This is a genomic window from candidate division WOR-3 bacterium, from assembly GCA_039801085.1.
Taxonomy (GTDB): Bacteria; Hydrothermota; Tepidihabitantia; order Tepidihabitantales; family Tepidihabitantaceae; genus JAOABP01.
Window position 1 is genome coordinate 382,812 of record JBDRTY010000001.1, and the last position, 20,404, is coordinate 403,215.

Sequence of the window (20,404 nt, forward strand, 5' to 3'; positions counted from 1 at the left end):
TCCATCGAAATTATAATCCGGATCTGTTTTCTGTCAACCGGTTGACAGATTCTGAATTTCAGTCCGCGAGGGGGATGAAGCGCCAGGTGATGGTATCGGGCTGGACCTCAAAGAGGAGAAATCCGGCTTCCCCGAAGTCCAGCGCCCGGGAGACCGCACCGGTGAGGAGGTGGCTGGTGCTGTCAATCTGCTGGTGGCGCAGGCCATGGATGTGCCCCGCACACCAGGCATACACCCGATATTTGCGCAGCAGGCTGAGCAGTTTTGCCCGTTCCGCAACCGAACCGAGCCGGAAGATGGAGGGGGTCTGGTCATCATAGAGCGGGAAGTGGGTGATGATAATTTTGTATTTCTCCGGTGAGCTGAGTTCGGTCTCAAGCCAGCGGAACTGGGTGGCGCCTAATCTGCCTTCGCCGGTATCAAGGAAAATCAGCTTCAGGTGCAGGCCGGGGCGGATCGCATAGCAGGAGGGACCGAACCGGGTCTGATAATAATCCCAGCTGTTCGGCCGGTAGAGGTCGTGGTTGCCAAGCGTGACATAGAAGTGCCGGTTTGTGTGCTGGAACAGATAGAGCACCGAGTCATATTCGGCAGTGGTGCCATGGTCGGTCAGATCACCGGCAGCACAGAAGAAGCTGATATTCAGGGAATCAAGGCACCGGACAAAGGTCTGCCAGTAACTGCCTGCCGGCTTGCCGATATGCAGGTCACTGAAAACGGCAAAACGCAGGGTATCGGGAAATGTTTCGGGTAGCAGGATGCAGTCCAGACTCTGCCGGACCCGGGTTTCAACATCAGGATGAAGCAGGACCGCCCGCGGGTCAATTTCACAGCCGGCAGTGATTAACAGTAGCAGGCAGAAAAGCCTATTTGCCATACTTCACCCCGATCTCTGCCCGGAGCGCTGACGGATAGATCAATCCGGTGGAGAAACCGTTAAACGCCAGTCGCGCCCTGCCAACGAGCTGCCACCGGGGAGTGAACCGGTAAGCGCCGTCAAGACTGATGGGAAACTGCTGGGGATTGAGGATTTCGAGCCGGTCAAGGTTGGTGAGTCGGGCGGTCAGGCCGAACTTTGGTGTCTCCAGCAGACGCCAGCCGAACCGGTAGATGATGTTCCACTCATTCATTCCCGGCGCAGGCAGACGCCGGCAGATGCCCAGACCCAGTTCCAGCCGGGATAGCGGTTCAACCTGCACCAGTCCGAACAGCCGGTTCTCGGATGTATTCCAGCCGGTCCAGCGCTGGTGCTGAAAGCCGGCGTCCATCCGGGGACTGAGAAAGCCGGGAAGTTTCAGCCCGCCGGTCAGGGCAAAGCCGGCAGGACCCGGATGCTCGATGAAGCTGAAACCGGCAGTGCAATCAAGCGTAAGCAGGTTGAACAGCTCGGCGGTCAATCCGGCATTGAGCAGGCATTTTGCCTCAACACCGGTCTCGCCCTGATAGCCGAGTGCGAGATCGGCATTCAAGCCGGGTGCGGGCAGGAGCGTCAGCATTACCACCACCGGCAGACTGAGCACGATATGATTTAACCGGACGGCGGGGCGATGTCAAATCGGATGCTTGACAGAATCGGGAAGGCGGGTTAAAATCTGAATGTCAACCAGGAGGTGGTATGAAACAGGCGGCAGTTTTTTCTGCCCTGCTGGTGAGTGTCCTTACCGCCCAGTGGCTGGAGCGGTATATCTATTTCGGCGATTCGCTGAACGGACCGTATGCACCGGACCGGATATTTTACAACCCCGGTAATAACAATGTCTTTGTGTTCGGCGATGACTGGGGGGTGCTGGTGTTTGACGGTGTGTCCGGCAGAAAGATCGCCCGGATTGACCTGCCCGATTATCCTGCCGGCTTCTGTTACCACCCGCAGGCAAACAAGCTCTATGTTGCGGGCACGGAGGTGGTGGTGATTGATGCTGCCGCCTGCCGGATCATCCGGACGATCAGTCCGGGTTATACTACCGAGCACATCTGCTATAATCCGGCGAACAACCGGGTTTATGCCGCGGGTGGCAATCTGCTCAGCGTCATTGATGCTGTCAGTGATACGCTGATTATGAGTGTCGGTCTGCCCGGTAGGGCAGCAGCGGTCGCCTGTGCCCCGCGAGTGAACAAGGTCTACTGTGTGATGACCAATGAAAGGGTGGCGGTATTTGACTGCGACCAGAACCGGGTGATCAGAACCTTCTATACCGGTGCCGGTCCCTATACGACACTTTATAATGAGCAGACCAACCGGCTTTATATCGCTGAGGGTTATGATGAGGACATTGCGGTGGTGGACTGTGAACGGGATTCGGTGCTCCGGTGGCTCGTTGCCGGCTACGAGCCGCACCGGCTGTGCCTGAATCCGGTCAGCGGAAAATTTTACTGTGCGGATGGTGATGGAAACTGGTTCGGCATCTACGATGCCCGGGCCGATACCCTGATCCGGTGGCTTTATCTCGGTGAGGAGGTGCAGGGCGGGATGGTCTGGGATTCAATTGACAATCTGGTCTATGTGTCGCTCACTGATCGTGACAGTCTGGCAGTGATTGACGGGGTCACCGATGAGCTGGTCCGGCAGGTGCCGACACCGGGGCGGGAGCCGTCCGGCCTGGCATACAATCCGCGTCAGAATCTGGTTTACTGTGCGGAGACAGGAAGTGACCGTGTGACATTTTACGATGGAAGAACGAGTGCAGTGGTGGGCGAAGTATCGACCGAAGTTCCCGGAGCTTCAAAGCTGGTCTATATTTCCGCTACCGACCGGGTTTACTGTCTTGTTCACAGTGATAGCATCTTTCCCGTAGACTGCGCTACCGGCCGGATTGGTGTTCCGATTGAGCTGCCGTTTTCCCCGGATGAGCTGATTGAGGTTGCCGAGGTTAACCGGGTGTATCTGTTTCCGATGTGGGGAGAGGCGATCGCGGTGATTGAAATTGCAGGGGATACGCTCAGCAAAATCATCCCCGTGTCCGGAGTTCCGTTACAGCCGGTGCGGGCAACCGGGCAGAACCGGATCTATTTTGTCCTGTATGAACAAAGGACCGGGTTTTACGGTTTGAACTGTGTTACCGACTCAATTGATGAATCTGTGATCACCGATTCCTTTCCTGCGCTGCTCGGCTATGCTGCCGGACGCCTCTACTTTGCGGAAGGCGCTGGTACCCGCCGGCTGGTCGCCTATGATGTTGCCGGGCGCCGGCGAGTGGCGGAGATCAGTCCGGGCTGCTATCCGCAAGCGCTGTATCCGCTGCCGGGACTGAATCTGGTGGCGGTGTCCTCCCGGTTTCAGGATTCGCTGGTGTTCATTGACTGTTCAACCCATACGGTTACCGGGGCGCTGCGTTTCCGTTACGGTTTCTATTATTTGATTTACAATCCGGCGAACCGCCGGCTCTATCTTCCGGCATACGGTGATACAATGTATGTGGTCGATCCGGTCCTGCCGGCAGTGGTGGATACGGTGGCGGGCGATTTTGCCGGTCCGTGCCGGGCAGTGGATACGATTGCGAGCAAGCTCTACTTTGGTGACGAGCACCGGGTGACAGTTTTTGACTGTCAGAGCAACCGGATTGTGGTTGTGATTCCGCTTCCGGGTTTGGCTTCGGGGTGTGCCTTCAGTCCGCCGAACCGGCGGATGTTTTTCAGTGTGTCGGGGGTTGGCGGGCTGGCGGTCATCCGGGATACGACAATGGTGGGTATCGGCGAACAGAGATCGGTTTTAAGCGACAGCCGTTCTCTGCCAACCGTGGTGTGCCGCCGGCTGAATCTTCCTCTTGAGTTTCAGGCTCCGGGCCGGCAGTTCTATCTTGCTGACCCGGCAGGCAGGCGGGTGCAGGTGCTCAAACCGGGGGTTAACGAGCTGGACCGACTGGCATCAGGAGTTTATTTTATCGTCAGCAGCAACCGGCAGGAGCAGGCACAAATCCGGAGGCTGATTATCGTCCGGTAAAGCAGATAGCGGGCAAGTAAACTTGACTTTGATTTTTGACCGGTTATTTTTCTGAGTGCACACGCGTCCGGGGTTTTCTCAGTCAGAAATGCCAAGGAGTGAACAATGACCGATAATAATATTGATTTTTTCATTTCCCGGTTTGAGGAGCTGTTCAGTCTTGCACCTCAGCCCGGAAGGTATTTTCAGCCCCGTGCCTACCGGAATGCGGCGGTCCGGTTCCGTGCCCATACCGGTCATGACTGTGAGCAGGTTCGGCATTTTTTCAATACGACCGGCTGTCCCCTGCATTCAGTGCGGGCGCGGCGGGAACTGGTAGAAAAAACCGGACTGAATCCGTTTCTCTATCCGGCGCAGCTCCTGCCCGGTTGTGACCTGCTTTCTGACTCCGGCACCACCACCATGACCATGGAGCAGTGGGCGCAGCTGCTTCTGGGCGATGAGGCTTACGGCTCAAATGAGGGGTATTATGAACTGAATGAGCAGATCGGGAGAACCTTTGGTTCCCAGTGGCAGCAGGAGCTGACAAGTACCGTTCAGACGCTTTTTATCTTCCACCAGGGCCGGGCGGCTGAGCATGCGCTGTTTTCTAATCTGTCCCGGATGCTGGGACAGCGGGATGTTCCGCCTCTTGTCGAGGTGCTGAACGGGGTTGCTGATCGGACCGGTGTTTTTGCCCGGCTGAGACGGGCGGCAGAACGGGTGCGGAAAAGGAGCGGTGCGGAACCGAGGTTTGTTATTCCGAGTAACGGCCATTTTGACACGACCGAAGCCAATATCGCCGACTGCAGTATCGTTCCGCTGAATCTCAACTGTGATGAGCACCGGCAGAATGATGAGCAGTTTCCGTTCCGGGGTAATATCAATCTCGGTGAGCTGGCGGAACTGCTGGACCGGATTCCTCAGCACATCCCGCTGGTCTATCTCACAATCACCAATAATACCGGCGGGGGGCAGCCGGTCTCAATGGCAAATATCCGGGCGGTGCGGGAGCTGACCCGGCAGAAAAATATCCCGTTCTTTTTTGATGCCTGCCGTTTTGCGGAAAACGCCTGGTTCGTCCGGGAACGGGAACCTGAGTTTCGAAATAAAGATGTTGCCGAAATCGTCCGGCAGATGTTTGAATACCCGGACGGGTTTCACATCAGTCTGAAAAAGGACGGGCTGGCAAATATCGGTGGCGCGCTGGTAATCCGGCCGGACGGACTTTTTGCCCGGCTGGCCGATTATCAGCAGATTCTGCCCCGGCTCACCGATTATCAGATTCTGACTGAGGGTCATCCGACTTATGGCGGACTGGCGGGCAGAGACCTGAAGGCGATCGCCGAAGGGCTGCGGATGGTGGTGCGGAACGAGTATCTGTTTGCCCGGGTTGAGCAGGTCCGGCGTTTCGCAGAACGGCTTGCCAGTGATGGCATTCCCGTGCTCAAACCCGCAGGCGGCCATGCGGTCTATCTGGATGTGGACCGGTTCTTTGATGGTGTTCCGGTTCAGGACCGTGACTATCCCGGAGTGGCGCTGGTGGCGCTGCTGCTTGTTGCCGGACACCGGCTGTGTGAGCTGGGGGTCTACGCCTTTGAGCTTGAGGATGTGACTCCACCGCGCAACAACTTTGTGCGGGCAGCGGTGCCCCGGCTTGCCTATGAGGACCAGGACCTGTCTGCCTGTGCGGAAGCGGTCCGGCTCGTTTATGAACACCGGGCACGCATTCCCAAAGTTGAGGTAGTTTACGGTGCCGGACTGCTCCTGCGCCATTTCAAGAGCCGGTTCCGGTTTGTCTGAGGATGCGGGTCGGTTTCTATCAGTTTGAGCCCAGACCCAGAGCGATGGAGGAAAATTTGAACCGGATCTTTGAGCGGTTGAAAGGAGTAAGCGCTGATCTGATTGTGCTGCCGGAGTTGTGTCTGAGCGGATATCTGTTTGCCAGCCGGGAGGAGCTTGCCCGTTATGCGCTTGCGGTGCCGGATGCACCGGTCTGCAACCGGCTGGTTAACTTCTGTGCGGAGAAAAATCTCAGTCTGGTGCTCGGTGCCGCCGAAAAGGCGGGTGCCTGTATTTTTAATTCCGCGCTGCTTTTCACCCCGACCGGCTCAATTCATGTCTACCGGAAGGTGCATCTGTTCAACGACGAGAAGGATCTTTTTGATCCCGGTGATCTGCCGTTTCCGGTGTTCAGAATTGATGCGGTTACGGTGGGGCTGCTGGTGTGCTTTGACTACTTTTTCCCGGAGAGCGCCCGATCGCTCCTGTTGCGGGGTGCGCAGATTGTCTGCCATCCGGCAAATCTGGTGCTGAATTATGCCCAGTCAATGACCATCACCCGGGCACAGGAGAACCGGGTCTTCTGGATTTTAGCCAACCGCACTGGCACTGAAGCGCTGGGCAGCCGGGTGATGAATTTTACCGGTCAGAGTCAGATCATCAGTCCAGAAGGAACAGTGCTTGCCCGCGCCGGTGCTGAAGCTGAAGACCTGCAGATTGTGGATATTAATCCCGCGCTGGCACTGAACAAGACGGTTACCCCGCGCAATGATCTGATCGCCGACCGCCGACCCGGGCTCTATTTTCCCGGAGCAGGATGAACGACCGTGCCGATGAAGAGAATTGTGCCGGTCGTGTTGTCCTGAATCAGAAACAGAAAGGGCCGGTTGAAAACCAGATTGAAACTGTTTACCGGAATTGCGGTCATCACCATTTCCACTGAGGTCACCGCTGCCGCTTCCGTGCCCTCCTCATTGACTTCAATGAAGCTTTTGTGCTTGACATCACCGATTGCCAGGCGCGGCTGGGAACACATGGCGGAAAAGTCTGCCCGGTTGAGGTCAAAAGCCAGTCCCATACCCAGCTGGCTCAGTGCCGGTTTCAGGCTCTGTTCATACTCAATCCGGAAGCGCGGCAGGGCAATTTCTCCCTGGCGGGAGGCAAACCGGGCACGCCAGGCAGACCAGTTTTCCGGTGTGAGCTGTTTGAGCAGTGCCGGCAGGCCCGTTTTTTCTTCCGGCAGGAGTAGAAACATGCTGATTTTGCCCTGACCGTAGGGCAGTTCCACCGCTTCAAAGCCGGCGCCGGCAAAATAGCTGAACTTTCCGGACCGGTGCATCATCTGGACCCTGACCGTGCGATTGTCCGGCAGATAGAAGATATCTTCGGCAGTCAGCTGGGGGTCAAAGGGCTGCTGCCACTTGCCCTTGAAATAGACCGCATTGATCAGAAACAGCGCATGTTCGGGGTTGATCCGGCTGATGATCGAGCGGATTTTATCGTGGGTCCTGCGGCTGACCCAGCTGTTGATCCGGCTGGCAGCATCGGGTGAGTTGAAGTCAAGGGTGAACAGTTCGGCTGAGTAGAAGTGCTGCAGTTTCCGCCGGAAGACAGATTTGAAGGCAATCCCGTGCCGTGCCCAGATTGAATTTGCAATTTCCAGTGTTATATTCCGTCGGGCGGTAATCAGGGAATCGAGAAGGTTTTTCTCCCCGGCATTGAGCTCCTCAGTGCGGGTGCCGGATAATGACAGTGTCTTCAGTATCACATTCTTTGTTTCGCCTGCAGCTCCAGTTGCGGTCATTGTCAGTGCGGTAGCGATTGAATAGGGGGAGATGAGCAGATTTTCCGCCGGCTGGACCGCGGCAAGTTCATTCACCAGGGCAAAGCCAAAGCGGTTCTTGGCTGCCGCTAACAGCTCCGGTGCAACCGGCGGGTTGGCACCGCGGAGCGGGGAGCTGAAAAGTGAAAGCAGTAATAAAGTGTACATATTAAAACAATATGAGGTCTCAAGCCGGCAAGTCAAATCCACGCCATGATCATAACAGGATCGACGCTCTTGACTTGTCAATTATGCCGGTTATGATATCTGTTCCGCATCAAATTAAAAAAAGAAAGGTGGTATAAGTTATGAAGCACAATATGGAAAATTATGAAGAGACCTATCGCAGCTTCAAGTGGGAAGTTCCTGAATTCTACAACTTCGCCTATGATACCGTAGACTCTTGGGCGGAGAAGGACCGGACGAAGCTGGCATTGATTTCGGTGAACGATGATCCTAAGGTAGCCCAGAAGCACACCTTCTGGGAGTTGAGCCGGCTGTCCAACCGGTTCGCCAATGTGCTGATGTCAGCCGGCGCCAGGCCGGGGGACCGGCTGCTGGTGCTGCTGCCCCGGATTCCGGAGTGGTATGTGGCGGTGCTCGGTGCAATGAAAGCCGGTGTCGTTTTCATGCCGACGCCAACGCTGTCAATGCCCAAGGATATTGAATACCGGCTTAACAGTTCCGGTGCCGCCTTTGCGATCACCGACGCTGATAATGCCTTCAAGATCAGAGATATTCAGCAGAACTGTCTGAATCTCAAGGCGGTGTTTATCGTTGGCGGGAACCAGGAAGGCTGGATTAGCTATGAGGAGGAGATGGAGAAGGCGGCGCCTGAGGTAAAGGAACGAATTCGGACGCGGACGAGCGATCCGCTGCTCATTTACTTCACCTCCGGCACGGTCGGGTATCCGAAGATGGTTGAGCACACCCATGCCTATCCGCTCGCTCACATCGTCACCGCCAAATTTGTTCATGATCTCCAGCCTAATGATATCCACTGGACGATCGCCGATACCGGCTGGGCAAAGACCGCCTGGGGCAAGCTTTTCGGCCAGTGGATCATCGGCTGCACCGTGCTTCAGCGCAATCCGAAGGGCAGGTTTAATCCGAAGGCGGCGCTGGAGGTGCTGGAACGCTACGGTGTAACCACATTCTGCGCACCACCGACCGCTTACCGGCTTTTGATCCTTGAGGATCTGAAGAAGTACCGGCTGAGTCTGCGGCACTGCGTCTCTGCGGGTGAGCCTTTGAATCCGGAGGTCATCCGGGCATGGGAGGCAGGAACCGGACTTAAGATTTATGATTTTTACGGGCAGACCGAAACCGTGGCAGTGCTGGCAAATTACCCCTGTCTGCCGATCAAGGAAGGTTCGATGGGCAAGCCGACACCGGGACATTATGTGGCAATTGTTGATGATGAAGGTAATGAGTTGCCCGCTGGCGAGGAGGGACATATTGCCATCCGGATCAAGCCGTTTCATCCGCCGGGAATCTTCAAAGGCTATCTGAATCAGCCCGATGCCAATCTGGTGGCATTCCGGGGCGACTGGTACTACACCGGCGACAAGGCATATAAGGATGCGGAGGGCTATTTCTGGTTTGTCGGCCGGGCCGATGATGTGATCAAGGCATCCGGTTACCGGATCGGACCGTTTGAGGTGGAGTCGGCGCTGATTGAACATCCGGCGGTTCAGGAGTCGGCGGTCATCGGTAAACCGGACCCGGTGCGTGGTGAGATTGTCAAGGCTTTCGTCATCCTCAAGCCGGGTTACGAGCCTTCAGAACAGCTGGTCAAGGAACTGCAGGAACATTGCAAAAGGGTGACCGCACCCTACAAGTATCCGCGCGAGATTGAGTTTGTAAAGGAGCTCCCCAAGACGATCAGCGGCAAGATCCGCCGGGGGGAACTGCGCCGGATGGAGCTGGCACGGCTGGCAGCCGCTCGCGAGGGGAAACAGCAGTAACCGCATAATCCCGGTTCGGGTTAAGCATATATAAACTTGACCTGAACCGGGTTTGGTTTATGCTCAGTTATGGCCGGTTCCGGGCTGGCGCTGCTCATTCTGCTCGTCTGTGCTCTTATTCTTGCCGTTCTCGTGCTGGTTTTGTTCAAGTTGCGGCGTCCCGGTGATACTGAGCCGTCGGCTGCGACACTGCTGCTCCAGCAGATTGAAACGGTTCGTCAGGAGCAGACTCGAGCACTGGAGGCAAATGCCCAGCTGCTGAATCAGCGGCTGGCGGAGATGCAGCAGGTGCTGCTGGAGAGCACAAACGCGGTCGGGGCGCGGCTTGATCATACTGCCCAGCTTAGTGGCGAGTTGAACCGGAGGCTGGGTGAGTTGGCAGCAGCGGCGCAGAATATTCTGGATGTGGGCAAAAATCTGGCGTCGCTGCAGGATATTCTGCGCGCACCCAAACCGAGAGGCGTCCTGGGTGAATTTTTCCTCGGCAATATTCTTCAGGAGATGGTGCCGAACAATTATGAACTGCAGTATCGGTTCCGCAGTGGTGAGCGGGTTGATGCGGTGGTACGGCTCGGTGGAAAGCTGGTGCCGATTGATGCCAAGTTTCCACTTGAGGATTTTCAGCGGCTGCTGGCTGCCGGCGACGAGAATGAACGTCTGACACTCCGGCGGCAGTTTTTGCAAAGGGTGAAAAAGCACATCGATGCCATCGCCCAGAAATACATTCTGCCGGATGAAGGGACTTTTGATTTTGCGCTGATGTACATCCCGGCAGAGAATGTTTACTATGAGACAATCGTTACTTCTGCAGAGCAGGAGGAGAGCGTTCTGAATTATGCGTTTGCCCGCAAGGTAATCCCGGTATCACCGGGAACAATTTATGCCTACCTGCAGGCGATTGTGCTTGGTCTGCGGGGGATGCAGGTCGAGCGGCAGGCACAGGAGATACTTGCCCATCTGGGCCGGCTGCAGTCCGATATCAGCCGGTTCCAGGAGAAGTTTCAGATTCTGGGTAACCATCTGACCAACGCCCATAACCGCTATGAGGAGGCGGCACGGGAACTGGAGCGCCTGACCGTCAGGCTGGCATCGGCTGTGCCGGTCGCAGACCGCAAATCTGAGAGCCGTCAAGCGTGATTCAGGAGGTGAAGGATGAAATCCTGCCGTTTTGTTTTCTTAGTTTGCTTGATAATGGCGCTGGCATCCGGTGCCTGGCGGCAGCTGGGACCGGAAGGTGTCAGTGTCCGGGCAATGAGCAACGTTCCCGGGTACCCGGATGAGCTGTTCATAATTACGGGCGGTTTTCCGAGTTACATTTGCTGGACTGGCAACGCGGGACAGACCTGGACCGTGCGCGAGACGATACCCGACCGGCTGAACGCGCTGACGGTCAATCCTCTTAATGTGAGAACGATGTTTGCTGGCGGTAATACGGGAAAAGTTTACCGCAGCACCAACAGCGGTTACAGCTGGTCGGTTGTCGCTACTCTGCCGTCCGGGGTGCAGATTCAGCAGTTGGCGGTGAATGCGGAGAACGGCGCGGAAATCTGGGCACTGGCAGAAATTGCGGCAGGAGATTCTGTCGGGCTCGGTTTTTACCGTTCTACTGATGGCGGTGCAAACTGGCAGGGCAGGGGTGTTGTCTGGTCATATGCTGTTCAGGCACGGGCATTGGCGGTAGTGCCCGGAGATTCGGGGTGGGCATTGATCGGTGGTTCGGTGGCTAACCGGGCGCGGCTGTTTCTGACCACCGATGGCGGGTCCAGCTGGGCAGACCGTTCGGTCGGGCTTGCGGGCAGCTGTGTTTACGGCGGTGCCTTTGTGCCGACCGGCAGCGGTGTGATTGTCTGTGCCACCGATTCCGGGATTTTCCGGTCAACCGATCTGGGAGTCACCTGGACCAGAAGGCTCAGCGCTCCGGCATATTCCATTGTCTTTGCGCCGTTGTCACCATATTACGGATATGCGGGTGGCGAAAATCTGGTTTTCCGTTCAACTGATCTCGGTCTCAGCTGGCGGACCGATACTGTCAGTGTATTCACCGGCACCGGAACCCGTTTTATTGCGGTTAACCCCAACAGTCCGCTGGAACTTTATGCCGGTAATGGTTTCGGGGTATTCTACAGTTATAATGGTGGTTACAACTGGATCAACCGTTCATCCGGTTTCCGGCAGCTGGATGTATCGTTTTTGAAATTTTACCGGCCAGAAACTTTGTTTGCCGGGATTACCGGCTACGGGATTGTCCGGTCAAACGATGGCGGGCAGGGCTGGGAGCTCTGGGGCAGGATGTTTCCCGGCAGCGGCTGGGTCCGGGGACTGGCGGTGAATCCACGGCATCCTGATACTGTAATCTGCGTAACCGGCTGGGACAGTAAGCTTCATCTGACGATCAATCGGGGCGACTCCTGGGAAACTTTTACCGTTGTCAGCCATTTTGAACCGATGGGTGTTGATTATCATCCCCGCGGACCGGATACGGTTTATGTCTGGGGAGGAAAACGGGATTCGGTTTCAGGACCGCTCCGGTTTGCAATTTACCGTTCAACTGACCGGGGACAGCACTGGACTCTGGTTCTGGTCCGGAATGAAGGCTGGTGTCAGGGGATGATATTTTCCGGCACCGGCGATACACTAATCGCCTACGGCAAGGACGGCAGCGGTCCTGCAGTTCTGCGTTCAACCGACCGTGGCAGGAACTGGATTTCCCTGACCAACGGTATCAGTGGTGCTTCTGTTGCCGACCTTAAGCTTGTTCCGGGCAGTTCAGAGCAGTGGTTATGTGCCACCCCGGCCGGCGTATTCCGGACCCAGAATTCCGGTTCCTACTGGAGCCGGCTCGGTCTTCAGGGTGTTACCTGTGTGCTTCCGGATACCATGAATCCGAATGTCATCTGGGCGGGAACCGATACTCAGGGGTTCTACTATACCACCAATCAGGGGGTCAGCTGGTGGCGGGATACTCTGGGTATTGCCGGTCGGTCGGTTTCGTTTCTTGTGTTTAACCCGTTCCGGCGCAGTGCAGTCTATGCTGGAATTACAGGTCACAGTCTCCTGGGAAGGAATGTGATCGGCATCGGCGAAACGGGGCAGGAACGGTTTCCGGAGATGGAACTGGGGGTCCTGCCCACAGCTGTCCGGAAAATCTGCCGGATTATCGTCCCTCCCGGGACTGAGCGGATTGAGGTTTTTGACCCTGCGGGCAGGAAACGGGCTGAGATTCCGGTTTCGGGACGGAAAGAAGTCTGCTGGTCGATTCCCGGAGAGCTGAATCCGGGTGTTTACCTCCTGGTGCTCAGGCGCGCACAGGAAAGAACGGTGCGAAAGGTTCTGTTCCTGCCGTGACAAAGTTGACAGGGAAGCCGGTTTTCGTTATGCTAATGAACTGCAAAAAAGGAGTTGAAAATTGGTCAGAATACGGCTTACACGACTGGGTGCTCGAAATAATCCGGTGTATCGGGTGGTCGCAATCGACTCCCGGCGGGCACGCGACAGCCAATACCTGGAGGCGTTAGGGCATTATGACCCGCGCCGCAAGGTGTTAAAGCTTAATCTCGAACGGGTTGATTACTGGTTGTCAGTTGGTGCTCAACCTTCAAACACCGTGAACAGGTTAATCAAGCGTTACCGTCAAACTGTTCCGGTGGCGCAGTCTCCAGCAGCACCGGAACAGCCACCCCTCTCCCCGAAGACAGTCGGGGATACGGATGTTGAGCCGGAGCAGATTGAGGGGTCTGCTCCACACAAACCTGAGTCGGCAAACTAAAAAGGAGGAACGATGAAGGAACTGATCGAACACATCGCGAAAGCACTCGTTGACCATCCTGACAAGGTTGAGGTCAAGGAGATCGCCGGCGAAAAAACCCTGATTTACGAACTGCGTGTCGGACAGGGTGACCTGGGTAAGGTCATCGGCAAGGAAGGCAGGACCGCAAAGTCCATCCGCGCGATCATCTCCGCGGCCGCGATGAAGCAGGGTAAGCGGGCGCAGCTCGAAATCCTCGAGTAGTCGCTACTGCTGACCCAGGTCCGCAGCCAAGGGCAGGCAACGGTGCGTATCGATCTAGTAACCATTTTTCCCGAGTTTTTTGTCGGTCCGTTTGATTGCGGTCCGACTCGAATTGCCCGGGAAAAAGGGGTGCTGGAGATCGGGATTGTTAATCCCCGGGATTTCACCACCGACCTGCACCGCACCGTGGACGATTATCCGTTCGGGGGCGGTGCCGGCATGGTGATGAAACCGGAGCCGATTTTCCTTGCGGTTGAAAGCATCAGAAAACCTGAATCACGGGTGATTCTGCTTTCACCGCAGGGGGAGCGGTTTGACCAGCAGATGGCGCACCGGTTTTGCAGTCTGTCTCACCTGATTCTGATCTGCGGACGGTATAAAGGGGTGGACGAGCGCGTCCGGCTGCTGCTGATTGACCAGGAAGTGTCAATCGGCGATTATGTGCTCGCCGGAGGAGAGGCTGCGGCAGTGGTGATGATTGAAGCCATTGCCCGGCTTCTCCCCGGCGCGGTCGGCGATGAGGATTCAGTTGCTACCGATTCGTTTGAAAACGGTCTTCTGGATGCACCGGTCTATACCCGGCCACGGGAGTTTCGGGGTGTCTGTGTTCCGGAGGTGCTGATCTCGGGGAATCATGGTGCGGTGGCAAAATGGCGCCGGCAGCAGGCGCTCCTCAATACCGCCCGGCGCCGGCCGGAGCTGCTGCGCAATGTGTTACTGAGTGCTGAAGAGCGTGATTTTCTCCTGCGGGAACTGGGCGAGCTGCCGGCAGAGATTAAAGACGGTGAATGCGGAAGTGAAATCAAGAAGGTTTTTGAGAAGATTTGAAAAGGAGTTAAGTTCATGGCACAGAAGATTAAGGAGAAAAAAGGAAATTCCGGCGGCAATTCGCCTGCCAGCGTTGTAACCCCGGAACCGGGGGATCTGGTTGATGTTCACATCCGGATCCGGGAAGGTGATAAGGAGCGGATTCAGGTATTTCGGGGTTATGTGATTGCAGTGCGGGGCAAGGGTGCAGGCAGGACATTTACCGTGCGCCGGGTAAGCCAGGGAATCGGAATCGAACGGATATTCCCGGTGCAGGCGCCGGTTATTGCCAGAATCGAGGTCCGGCGCAAGAGCCGGGTCCGCCGGGCAAAGCTGTATTATCTGCGCGAGAAGACCGGTCGCGAGGCGGTATTGAAGGAACTCAAAGCCGGTGCGCAATCTGGACCGCAGGCTGGCGAAGTTTAGTGCCCTGGTCTGTGGCGTTGATGAAGTAGGCCGGGGCGCAATTGCCGGTCCGGTCGTGGCAGCAGCAGTGGTGCTGCCGAAGGGCACTTCAATTCGTGGTGTTGATGACTCCAAAAAATTGACACCGCGCCAGCGGGAGCTTCTTGTGCCGCTGATCCGGGCAAAAGCTTTAGCAGTCGGTATCGGTGCGGTCAGTCAGCAGGTGATTGAGCAGACCGACATCGCCCGGGCGACATTTCAGGCAATGAGGCTGGCGGTGGCGAGGGCGTTAAAACAGCTTGACCCTGCTTGCCGGAATCAGCTGCTGGTGCTCGCCGACGGCTGGGAAATACCCGGGCTGGAGGTACCCTGCATTGGAGTTGTCAATGGTGATGCCCGAAGTGCTGTGATCGCATCCGCATCAGTTATCGCCAAGGTTTACCGGGACAGCCTGATGTGCCGTTATGATGTCCGCTATCCGGGCTACGGATTTGCCCGGCACAAGGGGTATGGAACCCCGTTTCATATTGCCGCTCTTAAGCGGTTGGGGGCTGCACCGGTTCACCGTCGCAGCTTTGAGCCGGTCCGGAGTCTGGTCAACCCGGACAGCGGCAGCCCGCAATTTCTGCGGGAAAAGTTCGAGGCACCCGGATTCTGATATTGTATGCGCAGCCGGGACCTGGGCAGAGAGGGGGAAATTGCGGCGCAGGAGTTCCTGAAAAGGAGTGGCTACCGGATTCTGGCAACCAATTACCGGTGCCGGTTCGGTGAGATTGACATTGTGAGTGAGCGGGATGGCACGGTTGTGTTTGTTGAGGTCAAGGCCCGGAGTTCAGACCGCTTCGGTCAGCCCGCCGAGGCGGTGACCAGGTCCAAGCAGGTCCGGCTTTACCGGCTGGCACAGGAGTTTCTCCTGAGGCACAACTTGGAGGATGTGCCGGTGCGGTTTGATGTGCTGACTCTCGTCCGGTTCGGCGGGAATATGGAGATTGAGCATCTGGAAGGGGCTTTCTGATGCTGGCGCGGGTGCTTTCCAGTTCGGTGTTCGGGGTGGACGGTTATCTGGTGACGGTGGAGGTGGACATTGCCTACGGGTTGCCGGTATTTAATATTGTCGGGCTGCCGGATGCGGCGGTTAAGGAGTCTCAGCACCGGGTGCAGGCGGCAATCAAGAATTCCGGGCTGGCATTCCCGAACCGGCGGATTACTGTAAACCTGGCGCCGGCGGACATCAAGAAGGAGGGCCCGGCTTTTGATCTGCCGATTGCGGTTGGAATAATTGCTGCCGCGGGCGGGATTGGTGCCGGTGCCCCTGATGGTTTTGTGCTGACCGGAGAGCTTTCGCTTGACGGCTCGGTCCGGCCGGTCAAGGGGGTGGTTTCGATGGCACTGGCTGCCCGTGCCGCACAGGTCCGGGGTCTGATAGTCCCCGCGGCGAACGGACTGGAGGCGGGTCTGGTGCCGGAGTTGACCGTTTACGGAGTCGGGTCGCTGGTCCAGACGCTGAATTTTCTGAATGGAACTGAAAAACTGGAACCGGTGCAGACCGATGCCCGCCGGCTTTTTGAGCAGGCGCGGGATGCCGGGATTGATTTTTCTGAAGTGCACGGTCATGAGCATGCGAAACGGGCGCTGGAGGTGGCGGCAGCAGGGGGGCACAATGTGCTCATGACCGGACCGCCGGGCAGTGGCAAGACGATGCTTGCCCGGCGTCTCCCGACGATCATGCCGCCACTGACTCTCGACGAGGCGCTGGAGGCAACCCGGATCCATTCGGTTGCCGGAACCCTGCCGGCGGATGTGCCGATTGTGGCGGTCCGGCCGTTCCGCTCTCCCCATCATAATGTGTCCGAAGCCGGGATGATTGGTGGCGGGACATTTCCCCGTCCGGGCGAGGCGTCACTGGCACACAACGGGGTACTTTTTCTGGATGAGCTGCCGGAGTTCCGGCGGGATGTACTGGAGGCACTGCGCCAGCCCTTGGAGGATGGTGAGGTGACGATCGGCCGGGCGCGTTCAACCCTGACCTTTCCGGCGCGCTTCATGCTCGTGGGAGCAATGAACCCGTGTCCGTGTGGTTTTTTCGGGGATCCGAAGCATACCTGCACCTGCACCCCGCAGAAAATCCGACGCTACCGGAGCCGGATCTCCGGACCGCTGCTGGACCGGATTGACATTCATATTGAGGTGCCGGCACTGCGCTATGCCGATGTGGCAGACAAAAAGCCGGCAGAAAGTTCGGCAAAGGTCCGGGAACGGGTATTGAAGGCAAGGGAGATTCAGCTTGCCCGTTTCGGCAGTCTGAAACTCCGGCGCCCGGTTTACTGCAATGCCCAGATGACACCGGCACTCATCCGCCGGTTCTGTCCACTGACCAGGGAAGGCGATGAGGTGGTGCGTACCGCCATCGACCACTTCGGTCTTTCCACCCGTGCCTATCACCGGGTACTGAAGGTAGCACGCACTATTGCCGACCTTGAGGGCCGGGAACAGATTGAGCCCCGGCATCTGACCGAGGCGGTGCAGTACCGGAGTTTTGACCGTAATGTCTGGTAAGGAAAGGAGTGTTTAATGAGTAAACTTGTTCAGCAGATTGACCGCCGGCAGGCACGCGTGGCAGTGATCGGGATCGGTTATGTCGGTCTGCCGCTGGCGGTGGAGATCGCCCGCGCGGGTTACTACACGGTCGGAATCGATGTGGACGAAAACAAGGTTCAGGCGGTCAGGCAGGGGAAAAGCTATATCGGTGATGTACCGGCAGAGGATGTTGCCGAGCTGGTCAAAGCCGGCAGGCTGAAGGCGACCACCGATTACCGGCAGTGCCAAGAGTGTGAAATCATCAACATCTGTGTTCCGACGCCGTTTACTGCCACCAAGGACCCGGATGTTTCTTATATTGTTGAGGCGGGGAAGCGAGTAGCAGAAAACCTGAAGCCGGGGCGGCTGATCATCCTCCGCAGCACCACCTATCCGGAGACCACCGAAAAGGTGCTTTTGCCGATTCTGGAGCAGACCGGGCTGAAGGTCGGGCGCGACTTCTTCCTTTCCTTCGCACCGGAGCGGATTGACCCGGGCAACAAGAAATGGACAATCCGGACTACGCCGGTGGTGATTGGCGGGGTGACGAAAAAATGCACCGAGCTTTCCTGCCGTTTTTATGAAAAGATTGTGGACCGGGTGGTGCCGGTCTCCTCGCCCCGGGTGGCGGAGATGTCCAAACTGCTGGAGAACATCTTCCGGAGCGTGAATATTGCGCTGGTTAATGAGCTGGCACGGATGTGCGACCGGATGGGCAACATCGATGTCTGGGAGGTAATCAATGCGGCAGCGACCAAGCCGTTCGGCTATATGCCCTTTTATCCCGGTCCGGGAATTGGCGGGCACTGTATCCTGATTGACCCCTACTATCTTGCCTGGAAGGCACGGGAGTATGACTTCCATTCCAACTTCATTGAACTGGCAGCGGAGACCAATGAGGCGATGCCGTTCTTTGTTGTTGACCGGATTCTGGAGGTGCTGGGTATCAATGGTGTGCCGGCAAGAAAAGCCCGGATTCTGATCATCGGCGCCGCCTTCAAGCGGGATGTGGATGACACCCGCCATTCCCCGGCAATCAAGGTGATGGAACTGCTTCTGGACAAGGTGCGCCGGATTGAATATGTTGATCCGTATGTACCGGAAATTGAAATTGCCGGCAGAAAATTCCGGGCGCAGAAACTGACACCGGCGCTACTGCGGGCAGCCGACTGCGTGGTCATTCTGACTGACCACACCTGTCTCGATTATGATCTGATTCTGCGGGAGAGCCGGCTTATTGTTGACACCAGGAATGCGATCAAGCACCGGCGGGTTAAGAAGCTTTATACGCTGGGCTACCGGGTTAAGGGTTAGACACCACCTGCCCAAGCGGTAATAAAACTGACGATTTCCGGCAATGCCTGCCGGACTGCCGGCGAAAGTTCAGTGCCTGCTCTTGTGTCTGAGGGCATAATCCCCATAAGGTAAACTTCCGCGCCGGTTTCTGCTGCCAGCAGTTCGGCGATCATGTTGAGCGGCGGAGTATGGGTGGAGAAACCGGCTACTTCCAGCCGGTCAAATTCGGACCGGTCAAACAGCCGGAATTCCCCCGGTTCGCCACTGAACCGGCAGGCGTCAACAAATAGAATCCGGTCAGGCCGGGCTTTAATTACCGGTCCGAGATGGTTCTCCGGGACTGTCCGGGCATCAATCAGCACAATTCCGGGCAGATTCAGTGCCCCCAGCATTTCGGCAATATGGACGCCGACGCCGTCATCACCCCGTTCCGGATTGCCGATGCCAATGATTACGGTGCTCATCCCCGCCCCTGCCGGTATTTCAGGGCTTTTGCCTCCCGGACATAACTGCCGAGCCAGGGGACCCGGGAGGCGTAGCACTCCAGAGCAATGATCCGGTTGGCATAATGGACCGCACTGTCGGCAACCCCCAGACCCTGCCAGGCGTATGCCAGCTTGAGCCAGTTTTCGGTCAGGCCGTAGCGGTTATCAGGAAATGTCCGGCGGATGTCGGCATCAAGTTCTCTGCCGAGCGCAATCGCCTGCCGGTAATCACCCTTTGCCAGATAGACATCGCGCAGAAGCCTTCGTGCTGAGCGGTTGCCGGGATAGCGCCGGAGCAGATGTTGGCAGTAACGGATTGCGGCAGGATAGTCTCGATCCTCCTTATGCATGAACCCGAGCATGAACTCCGCCATCGGCTGGAGCAGTTCTGCCTGAAGTCGTGCCTCCTCCATCTGCCGGTATGCCCGCTCCCGTGAGCCGAGCAGGCCGAGTCCGAGGCAGTAGCGGTCGGCGGTTGCCTTGAAATACTCAATGACGGCGAGACCGAACCGGGCATCGTGGAGTTGCGGGTCAAGCGTCAGCGCCCGTTTCAGATGGGATGGGACCCTGAGCATGGTCCTGAAGGCGTCAAACTTCCGGTTCTGCCAGGAGAGGAGGTTTGCCCGGTTGAGCAGGGCAAGACCGAGATAGAGATGGGCTGATGCATCCTGCTCATGCTCCTGGAGCCGGCGCCGGCAGGCGTCAAGCACCTGCTCGGTGCAGTGCTCAAACGAGTCCACGAGGGCGGTGTTGCCGGAGTCATAAATCAGCAGCTGCAGCAGGCACGCCTGCCAGAACAGTCCGGGAAGCCGGGTGTCGGGATGCTGTTTCAGCAGTTCCACCTTCTCCCGGGCAGTTTGATAAAGCTGACGATAGGACAGGTCCCGGGCAAAGATGATTGATTCTCTGATCCCTGCCGGCTGCTGAGCGCTGAGAGCTGCCAGCAGAACGAGCTTAACGCAGAGCAACCGCCTCAATTTCCACCATCGCACCCTTGGGCAGGGCTGATACCTGCACGGTGGAGCGGGCAGGATAGGGCTCCTGGAAATAGCGGGCATAGACCGCATTCACCCGGGCAAACTGGTTCATATCGGTGATGAAGATCATGGTCTTGACGACCCGGTCCAGACCGCTGCCTGCTGCCTCCAGCACCGCAGCAAGATTTTTCAGCACCTGCTCAGTCTCGGCTTCAATGCCACCCGGAACGAGTTCGCCGGTCCTGGGATCAATGCCGAGCTGACCTGAAGTCCAGACAAATTCACCGGCAATTACCGCCGGACTGTATGGTCCGACCGGCCTCGGTGCCTTTTCGGAGTGAACCGTTTGTTTCATAACTTC

At 57.1% G+C, this 20,404-nt stretch carries 20 protein-coding genes; 14 read left to right on the forward strand and 6 right to left on the reverse strand.

Annotated elements, in window-relative coordinates; all coding sequences use genetic code 11:
- Positions 1 to 58: 58 nt before the first annotated feature.
- Together ABIK48_01775 and ABIK48_01780 are read right to left on the reverse strand one after the other, a co-directional pair.
- A complete protein-coding gene (locus tag ABIK48_01775; GenBank protein ID MEO0020886.1) occupies positions 59 to 877 on the reverse strand; it encodes a metallophosphoesterase in 819 nt (272 codons plus the stop codon).
- Complete coding sequence (locus ABIK48_01780) at positions 867 to 1,520, reverse strand: hypothetical protein (GenBank protein ID MEO0020887.1); 654 nt, start codon at positions 1,518 to 1,520, stop codon at positions 867 to 869. Before ABIK48_01780 ends, ABIK48_01775 begins: the two co-directional genes overlap by 11 nt.
- A gap of 95 nt (positions 1,521 to 1,615) precedes the next feature.
- Here ABIK48_01780 and ABIK48_01785 point away from each other — a divergent pair, with 95 nt between their 5' ends.
- From ABIK48_01785 to ABIK48_01795, 3 genes are all read left to right on the forward strand, one after another.
- On the forward strand, positions 1,616 to 3,937 hold the full coding sequence (locus tag ABIK48_01785) for a YncE family protein (GenBank protein ID MEO0020888.1): 2,322 nt from the start codon (positions 1,616 to 1,618) through the stop codon (positions 3,935 to 3,937).
- Positions 3,938 to 4,042: 105 nt separating this feature from the next.
- A complete protein-coding gene (locus ABIK48_01790; protein ID MEO0020889.1) occupies positions 4,043 to 5,719 on the forward strand; it encodes a tryptophanase in 1,677 nt (558 codons plus the stop codon).
- A 2-nt stretch (positions 5,720 to 5,721) separates the two neighbouring features.
- Positions 5,722 to 6,519, forward strand: a complete 798-nt coding sequence (locus ABIK48_01795) for a nitrilase-related carbon-nitrogen hydrolase (protein ID MEO0020890.1) — start codon at positions 5,722 to 5,724, stop codon at positions 6,517 to 6,519.
- On the opposite strand, the gene ABIK48_01800 is transcribed toward ABIK48_01795, so the two are convergent.
- Complete coding sequence (locus tag ABIK48_01800) at positions 6,498 to 7,688, reverse strand: serpin family protein (protein ID MEO0020891.1); 1,191 nt, start codon at positions 7,686 to 7,688, stop codon at positions 6,498 to 6,500. The genes ABIK48_01795 and ABIK48_01800 overlap by 22 nt on opposite strands.
- Before the next feature lie 140 nt (positions 7,689 to 7,828).
- Between ABIK48_01800 and ABIK48_01805 the strand changes: the two genes are divergently transcribed.
- The 11 genes from ABIK48_01805 to ABIK48_01855 all read left to right on the forward strand — a co-directional run bounded on the left by ABIK48_01805 (position 7,829) and on the right by ABIK48_01855 (position 18,599).
- On the forward strand, positions 7,829 to 9,487 hold the full coding sequence (locus ABIK48_01805) for an acyl--CoA ligase (GenBank protein ID MEO0020892.1): 1,659 nt from the start codon (positions 7,829 to 7,831) through the stop codon (positions 9,485 to 9,487).
- A gap of 69 nt (positions 9,488 to 9,556) precedes the next feature.
- Positions 9,557 to 10,624 carry a DNA recombination protein RmuC gene (locus ABIK48_01810; GenBank protein ID MEO0020893.1) on the forward strand — a complete coding sequence of 356 codons (1,068 nt, stop codon included), beginning with the start codon at positions 9,557 to 9,559 and terminating at the stop codon, positions 10,622 to 10,624.
- A gap of 15 nt (positions 10,625 to 10,639) precedes the next feature.
- Complete coding sequence (locus tag ABIK48_01815; protein ID MEO0020894.1) at positions 10,640 to 12,832, forward strand: hypothetical protein; 2,193 nt, start codon at positions 10,640 to 10,642, stop codon at positions 12,830 to 12,832.
- A gap of 61 nt (positions 12,833 to 12,893) precedes the next feature.
- Positions 12,894 to 13,253, forward strand: coding sequence for a 30S ribosomal protein S16 (gene rpsP / locus ABIK48_01820; GenBank protein ID MEO0020895.1), 360 nt, complete (start codon positions 12,894 to 12,896; stop codon positions 13,251 to 13,253).
- Positions 13,254 to 13,265: 12 nt separating this feature from the next.
- The gene (locus ABIK48_01825; protein ID MEO0020896.1) at positions 13,266 to 13,496 is read left to right on the forward strand and encodes a KH domain-containing protein; all 231 of its coding nucleotides are present in this window, start codon (positions 13,266 to 13,268) and stop codon (positions 13,494 to 13,496) included.
- Positions 13,497 to 13,538: 42 nt separating this feature from the next.
- Complete coding sequence (trmD, locus tag ABIK48_01830; GenBank protein MEO0020897.1) at positions 13,539 to 14,324, forward strand: tRNA (guanosine(37)-N1)-methyltransferase TrmD; 786 nt, start codon at positions 13,539 to 13,541, stop codon at positions 14,322 to 14,324.
- Positions 14,325 to 14,339: 15 nt separating this feature from the next.
- Positions 14,340 to 14,729, forward strand: coding sequence for a 50S ribosomal protein L19 (rplS, locus tag ABIK48_01835; GenBank protein ID MEO0020898.1), 390 nt, complete (start codon positions 14,340 to 14,342; stop codon positions 14,727 to 14,729).
- Entirely contained in the window at positions 14,695 to 15,366 is a 672-nt protein-coding gene (locus ABIK48_01840; GenBank protein ID MEO0020899.1) for a ribonuclease HII, read from the forward strand. Before rplS ends, ABIK48_01840 begins: the two co-directional genes overlap by 35 nt.
- Positions 15,367 to 15,372: 6 nt before the next feature.
- A complete protein-coding gene (locus ABIK48_01845; protein MEO0020900.1) occupies positions 15,373 to 15,723 on the forward strand; it encodes a YraN family protein in 351 nt (116 codons plus the stop codon).
- Entirely contained in the window at positions 15,723 to 17,264 is a 1,542-nt protein-coding gene (locus tag ABIK48_01850) for a YifB family Mg chelatase-like AAA ATPase (protein ID MEO0020901.1), read from the forward strand. The genes ABIK48_01845 and ABIK48_01850 overlap by 1 nt, the downstream gene beginning before the upstream one ends.
- A 15-nt stretch (positions 17,265 to 17,279) precedes the next feature.
- Entirely contained in the window at positions 17,280 to 18,599 is a 1,320-nt protein-coding gene (locus tag ABIK48_01855) for a nucleotide sugar dehydrogenase (GenBank protein MEO0020902.1), read from the forward strand.
- Here the strand turns inward: ABIK48_01855 and ABIK48_01860 are convergent.
- Genes ABIK48_01860 through ABIK48_01870 form a run of 3 tightly spaced genes read right to left on the reverse strand, consistent with a single transcriptional unit; the run spans position 18,596 to position 20,398 of the window.
- On the reverse strand, positions 18,596 to 19,045 hold the full coding sequence (locus tag ABIK48_01860; protein MEO0020903.1) for a hydrogenase 3 maturation endopeptidase HyCI: 450 nt from the start codon (positions 19,043 to 19,045) through the stop codon (positions 18,596 to 18,598). The two genes, ABIK48_01855 and ABIK48_01860, sit on opposite strands and share 4 nt — an antisense overlap.
- Entirely contained in the window at positions 19,042 to 20,034 is a 993-nt protein-coding gene (locus ABIK48_01865; protein MEO0020904.1) for a tetratricopeptide repeat protein, read from the reverse strand. The genes ABIK48_01860 and ABIK48_01865 overlap by 4 nt, the downstream gene beginning before the upstream one ends.
- Positions 20,021 to 20,398 carry a RidA family protein gene (locus tag ABIK48_01870; protein MEO0020905.1) on the reverse strand — a complete coding sequence of 126 codons (378 nt, stop codon included), beginning with the start codon at positions 20,396 to 20,398 and terminating at the stop codon, positions 20,021 to 20,023. Before ABIK48_01870 ends, ABIK48_01865 begins: the two co-directional genes overlap by 14 nt.
- Positions 20,399 to 20,404: the final 6 nt, after the last annotated feature.

What these genes read in the sequence shown, in the direction of transcription:
- ABIK48_01825 (MEO0020896.1), top strand. Translation starts at nt 13,266, where the DNA reads ATGAAGGAACTGATCGAACACATCGCGAAAGCACTCGTTGACCATCCT.
- ABIK48_01860 (MEO0020903.1), bottom strand. Translation starts at nt 19,045, where the DNA reads ATGAGCACCGTAATCATTGGCATCGGCAATCCGGAACGGGGTGATGAC.
- ABIK48_01795 (MEO0020890.1), top strand. Translation starts at nt 5,722, where the DNA reads ATGCGGGTCGGTTTCTATCAGTTTGAGCCCAGACCCAGAGCGATGGAG.
- ABIK48_01810 (MEO0020893.1), top strand. Translation starts at nt 9,557, where the DNA reads ATGGCCGGTTCCGGGCTGGCGCTGCTCATTCTGCTCGTCTGTGCTCTT.
- rplS (MEO0020898.1), top strand. Translation starts at nt 14,340, where the DNA reads ATGGCACAGAAGATTAAGGAGAAAAAAGGAAATTCCGGCGGCAATTCG.
- ABIK48_01870 (MEO0020905.1), bottom strand. Translation starts at nt 20,398, where the DNA reads ATGAAACAAACGGTTCACTCCGAAAAGGCACCGAGGCCGGTCGGACCA.
- ABIK48_01850 (MEO0020901.1), top strand. Translation starts at nt 15,723, where the DNA reads ATGCTGGCGCGGGTGCTTTCCAGTTCGGTGTTCGGGGTGGACGGTTAT.
- ABIK48_01790 (MEO0020889.1), top strand. Translation starts at nt 4,043, where the DNA reads ATGACCGATAATAATATTGATTTTTTCATTTCCCGGTTTGAGGAGCTG.
- ABIK48_01815 (MEO0020894.1), top strand. Translation starts at nt 10,640, where the DNA reads ATGAAATCCTGCCGTTTTGTTTTCTTAGTTTGCTTGATAATGGCGCTG.
- ABIK48_01805 (MEO0020892.1), top strand. Translation starts at nt 7,829, where the DNA reads ATGAAGCACAATATGGAAAATTATGAAGAGACCTATCGCAGCTTCAAG.
- ABIK48_01800 (MEO0020891.1), bottom strand. Translation starts at nt 7,688, where the DNA reads ATGTACACTTTATTACTGCTTTCACTTTTCAGCTCCCCGCTCCGCGGT.
- ABIK48_01785 (MEO0020888.1), top strand. Translation starts at nt 1,616, where the DNA reads ATGAAACAGGCGGCAGTTTTTTCTGCCCTGCTGGTGAGTGTCCTTACC.
- ABIK48_01855 (MEO0020902.1), top strand. Translation starts at nt 17,280, where the DNA reads ATGAGTAAACTTGTTCAGCAGATTGACCGCCGGCAGGCACGCGTGGCA.
- ABIK48_01845 (MEO0020900.1), top strand. Translation starts at nt 15,373, where the DNA reads ATGCGCAGCCGGGACCTGGGCAGAGAGGGGGAAATTGCGGCGCAGGAG.
- ABIK48_01775 (MEO0020886.1), bottom strand. Translation starts at nt 877, where the DNA reads ATGGCAAATAGGCTTTTCTGCCTGCTACTGTTAATCACTGCCGGCTGT.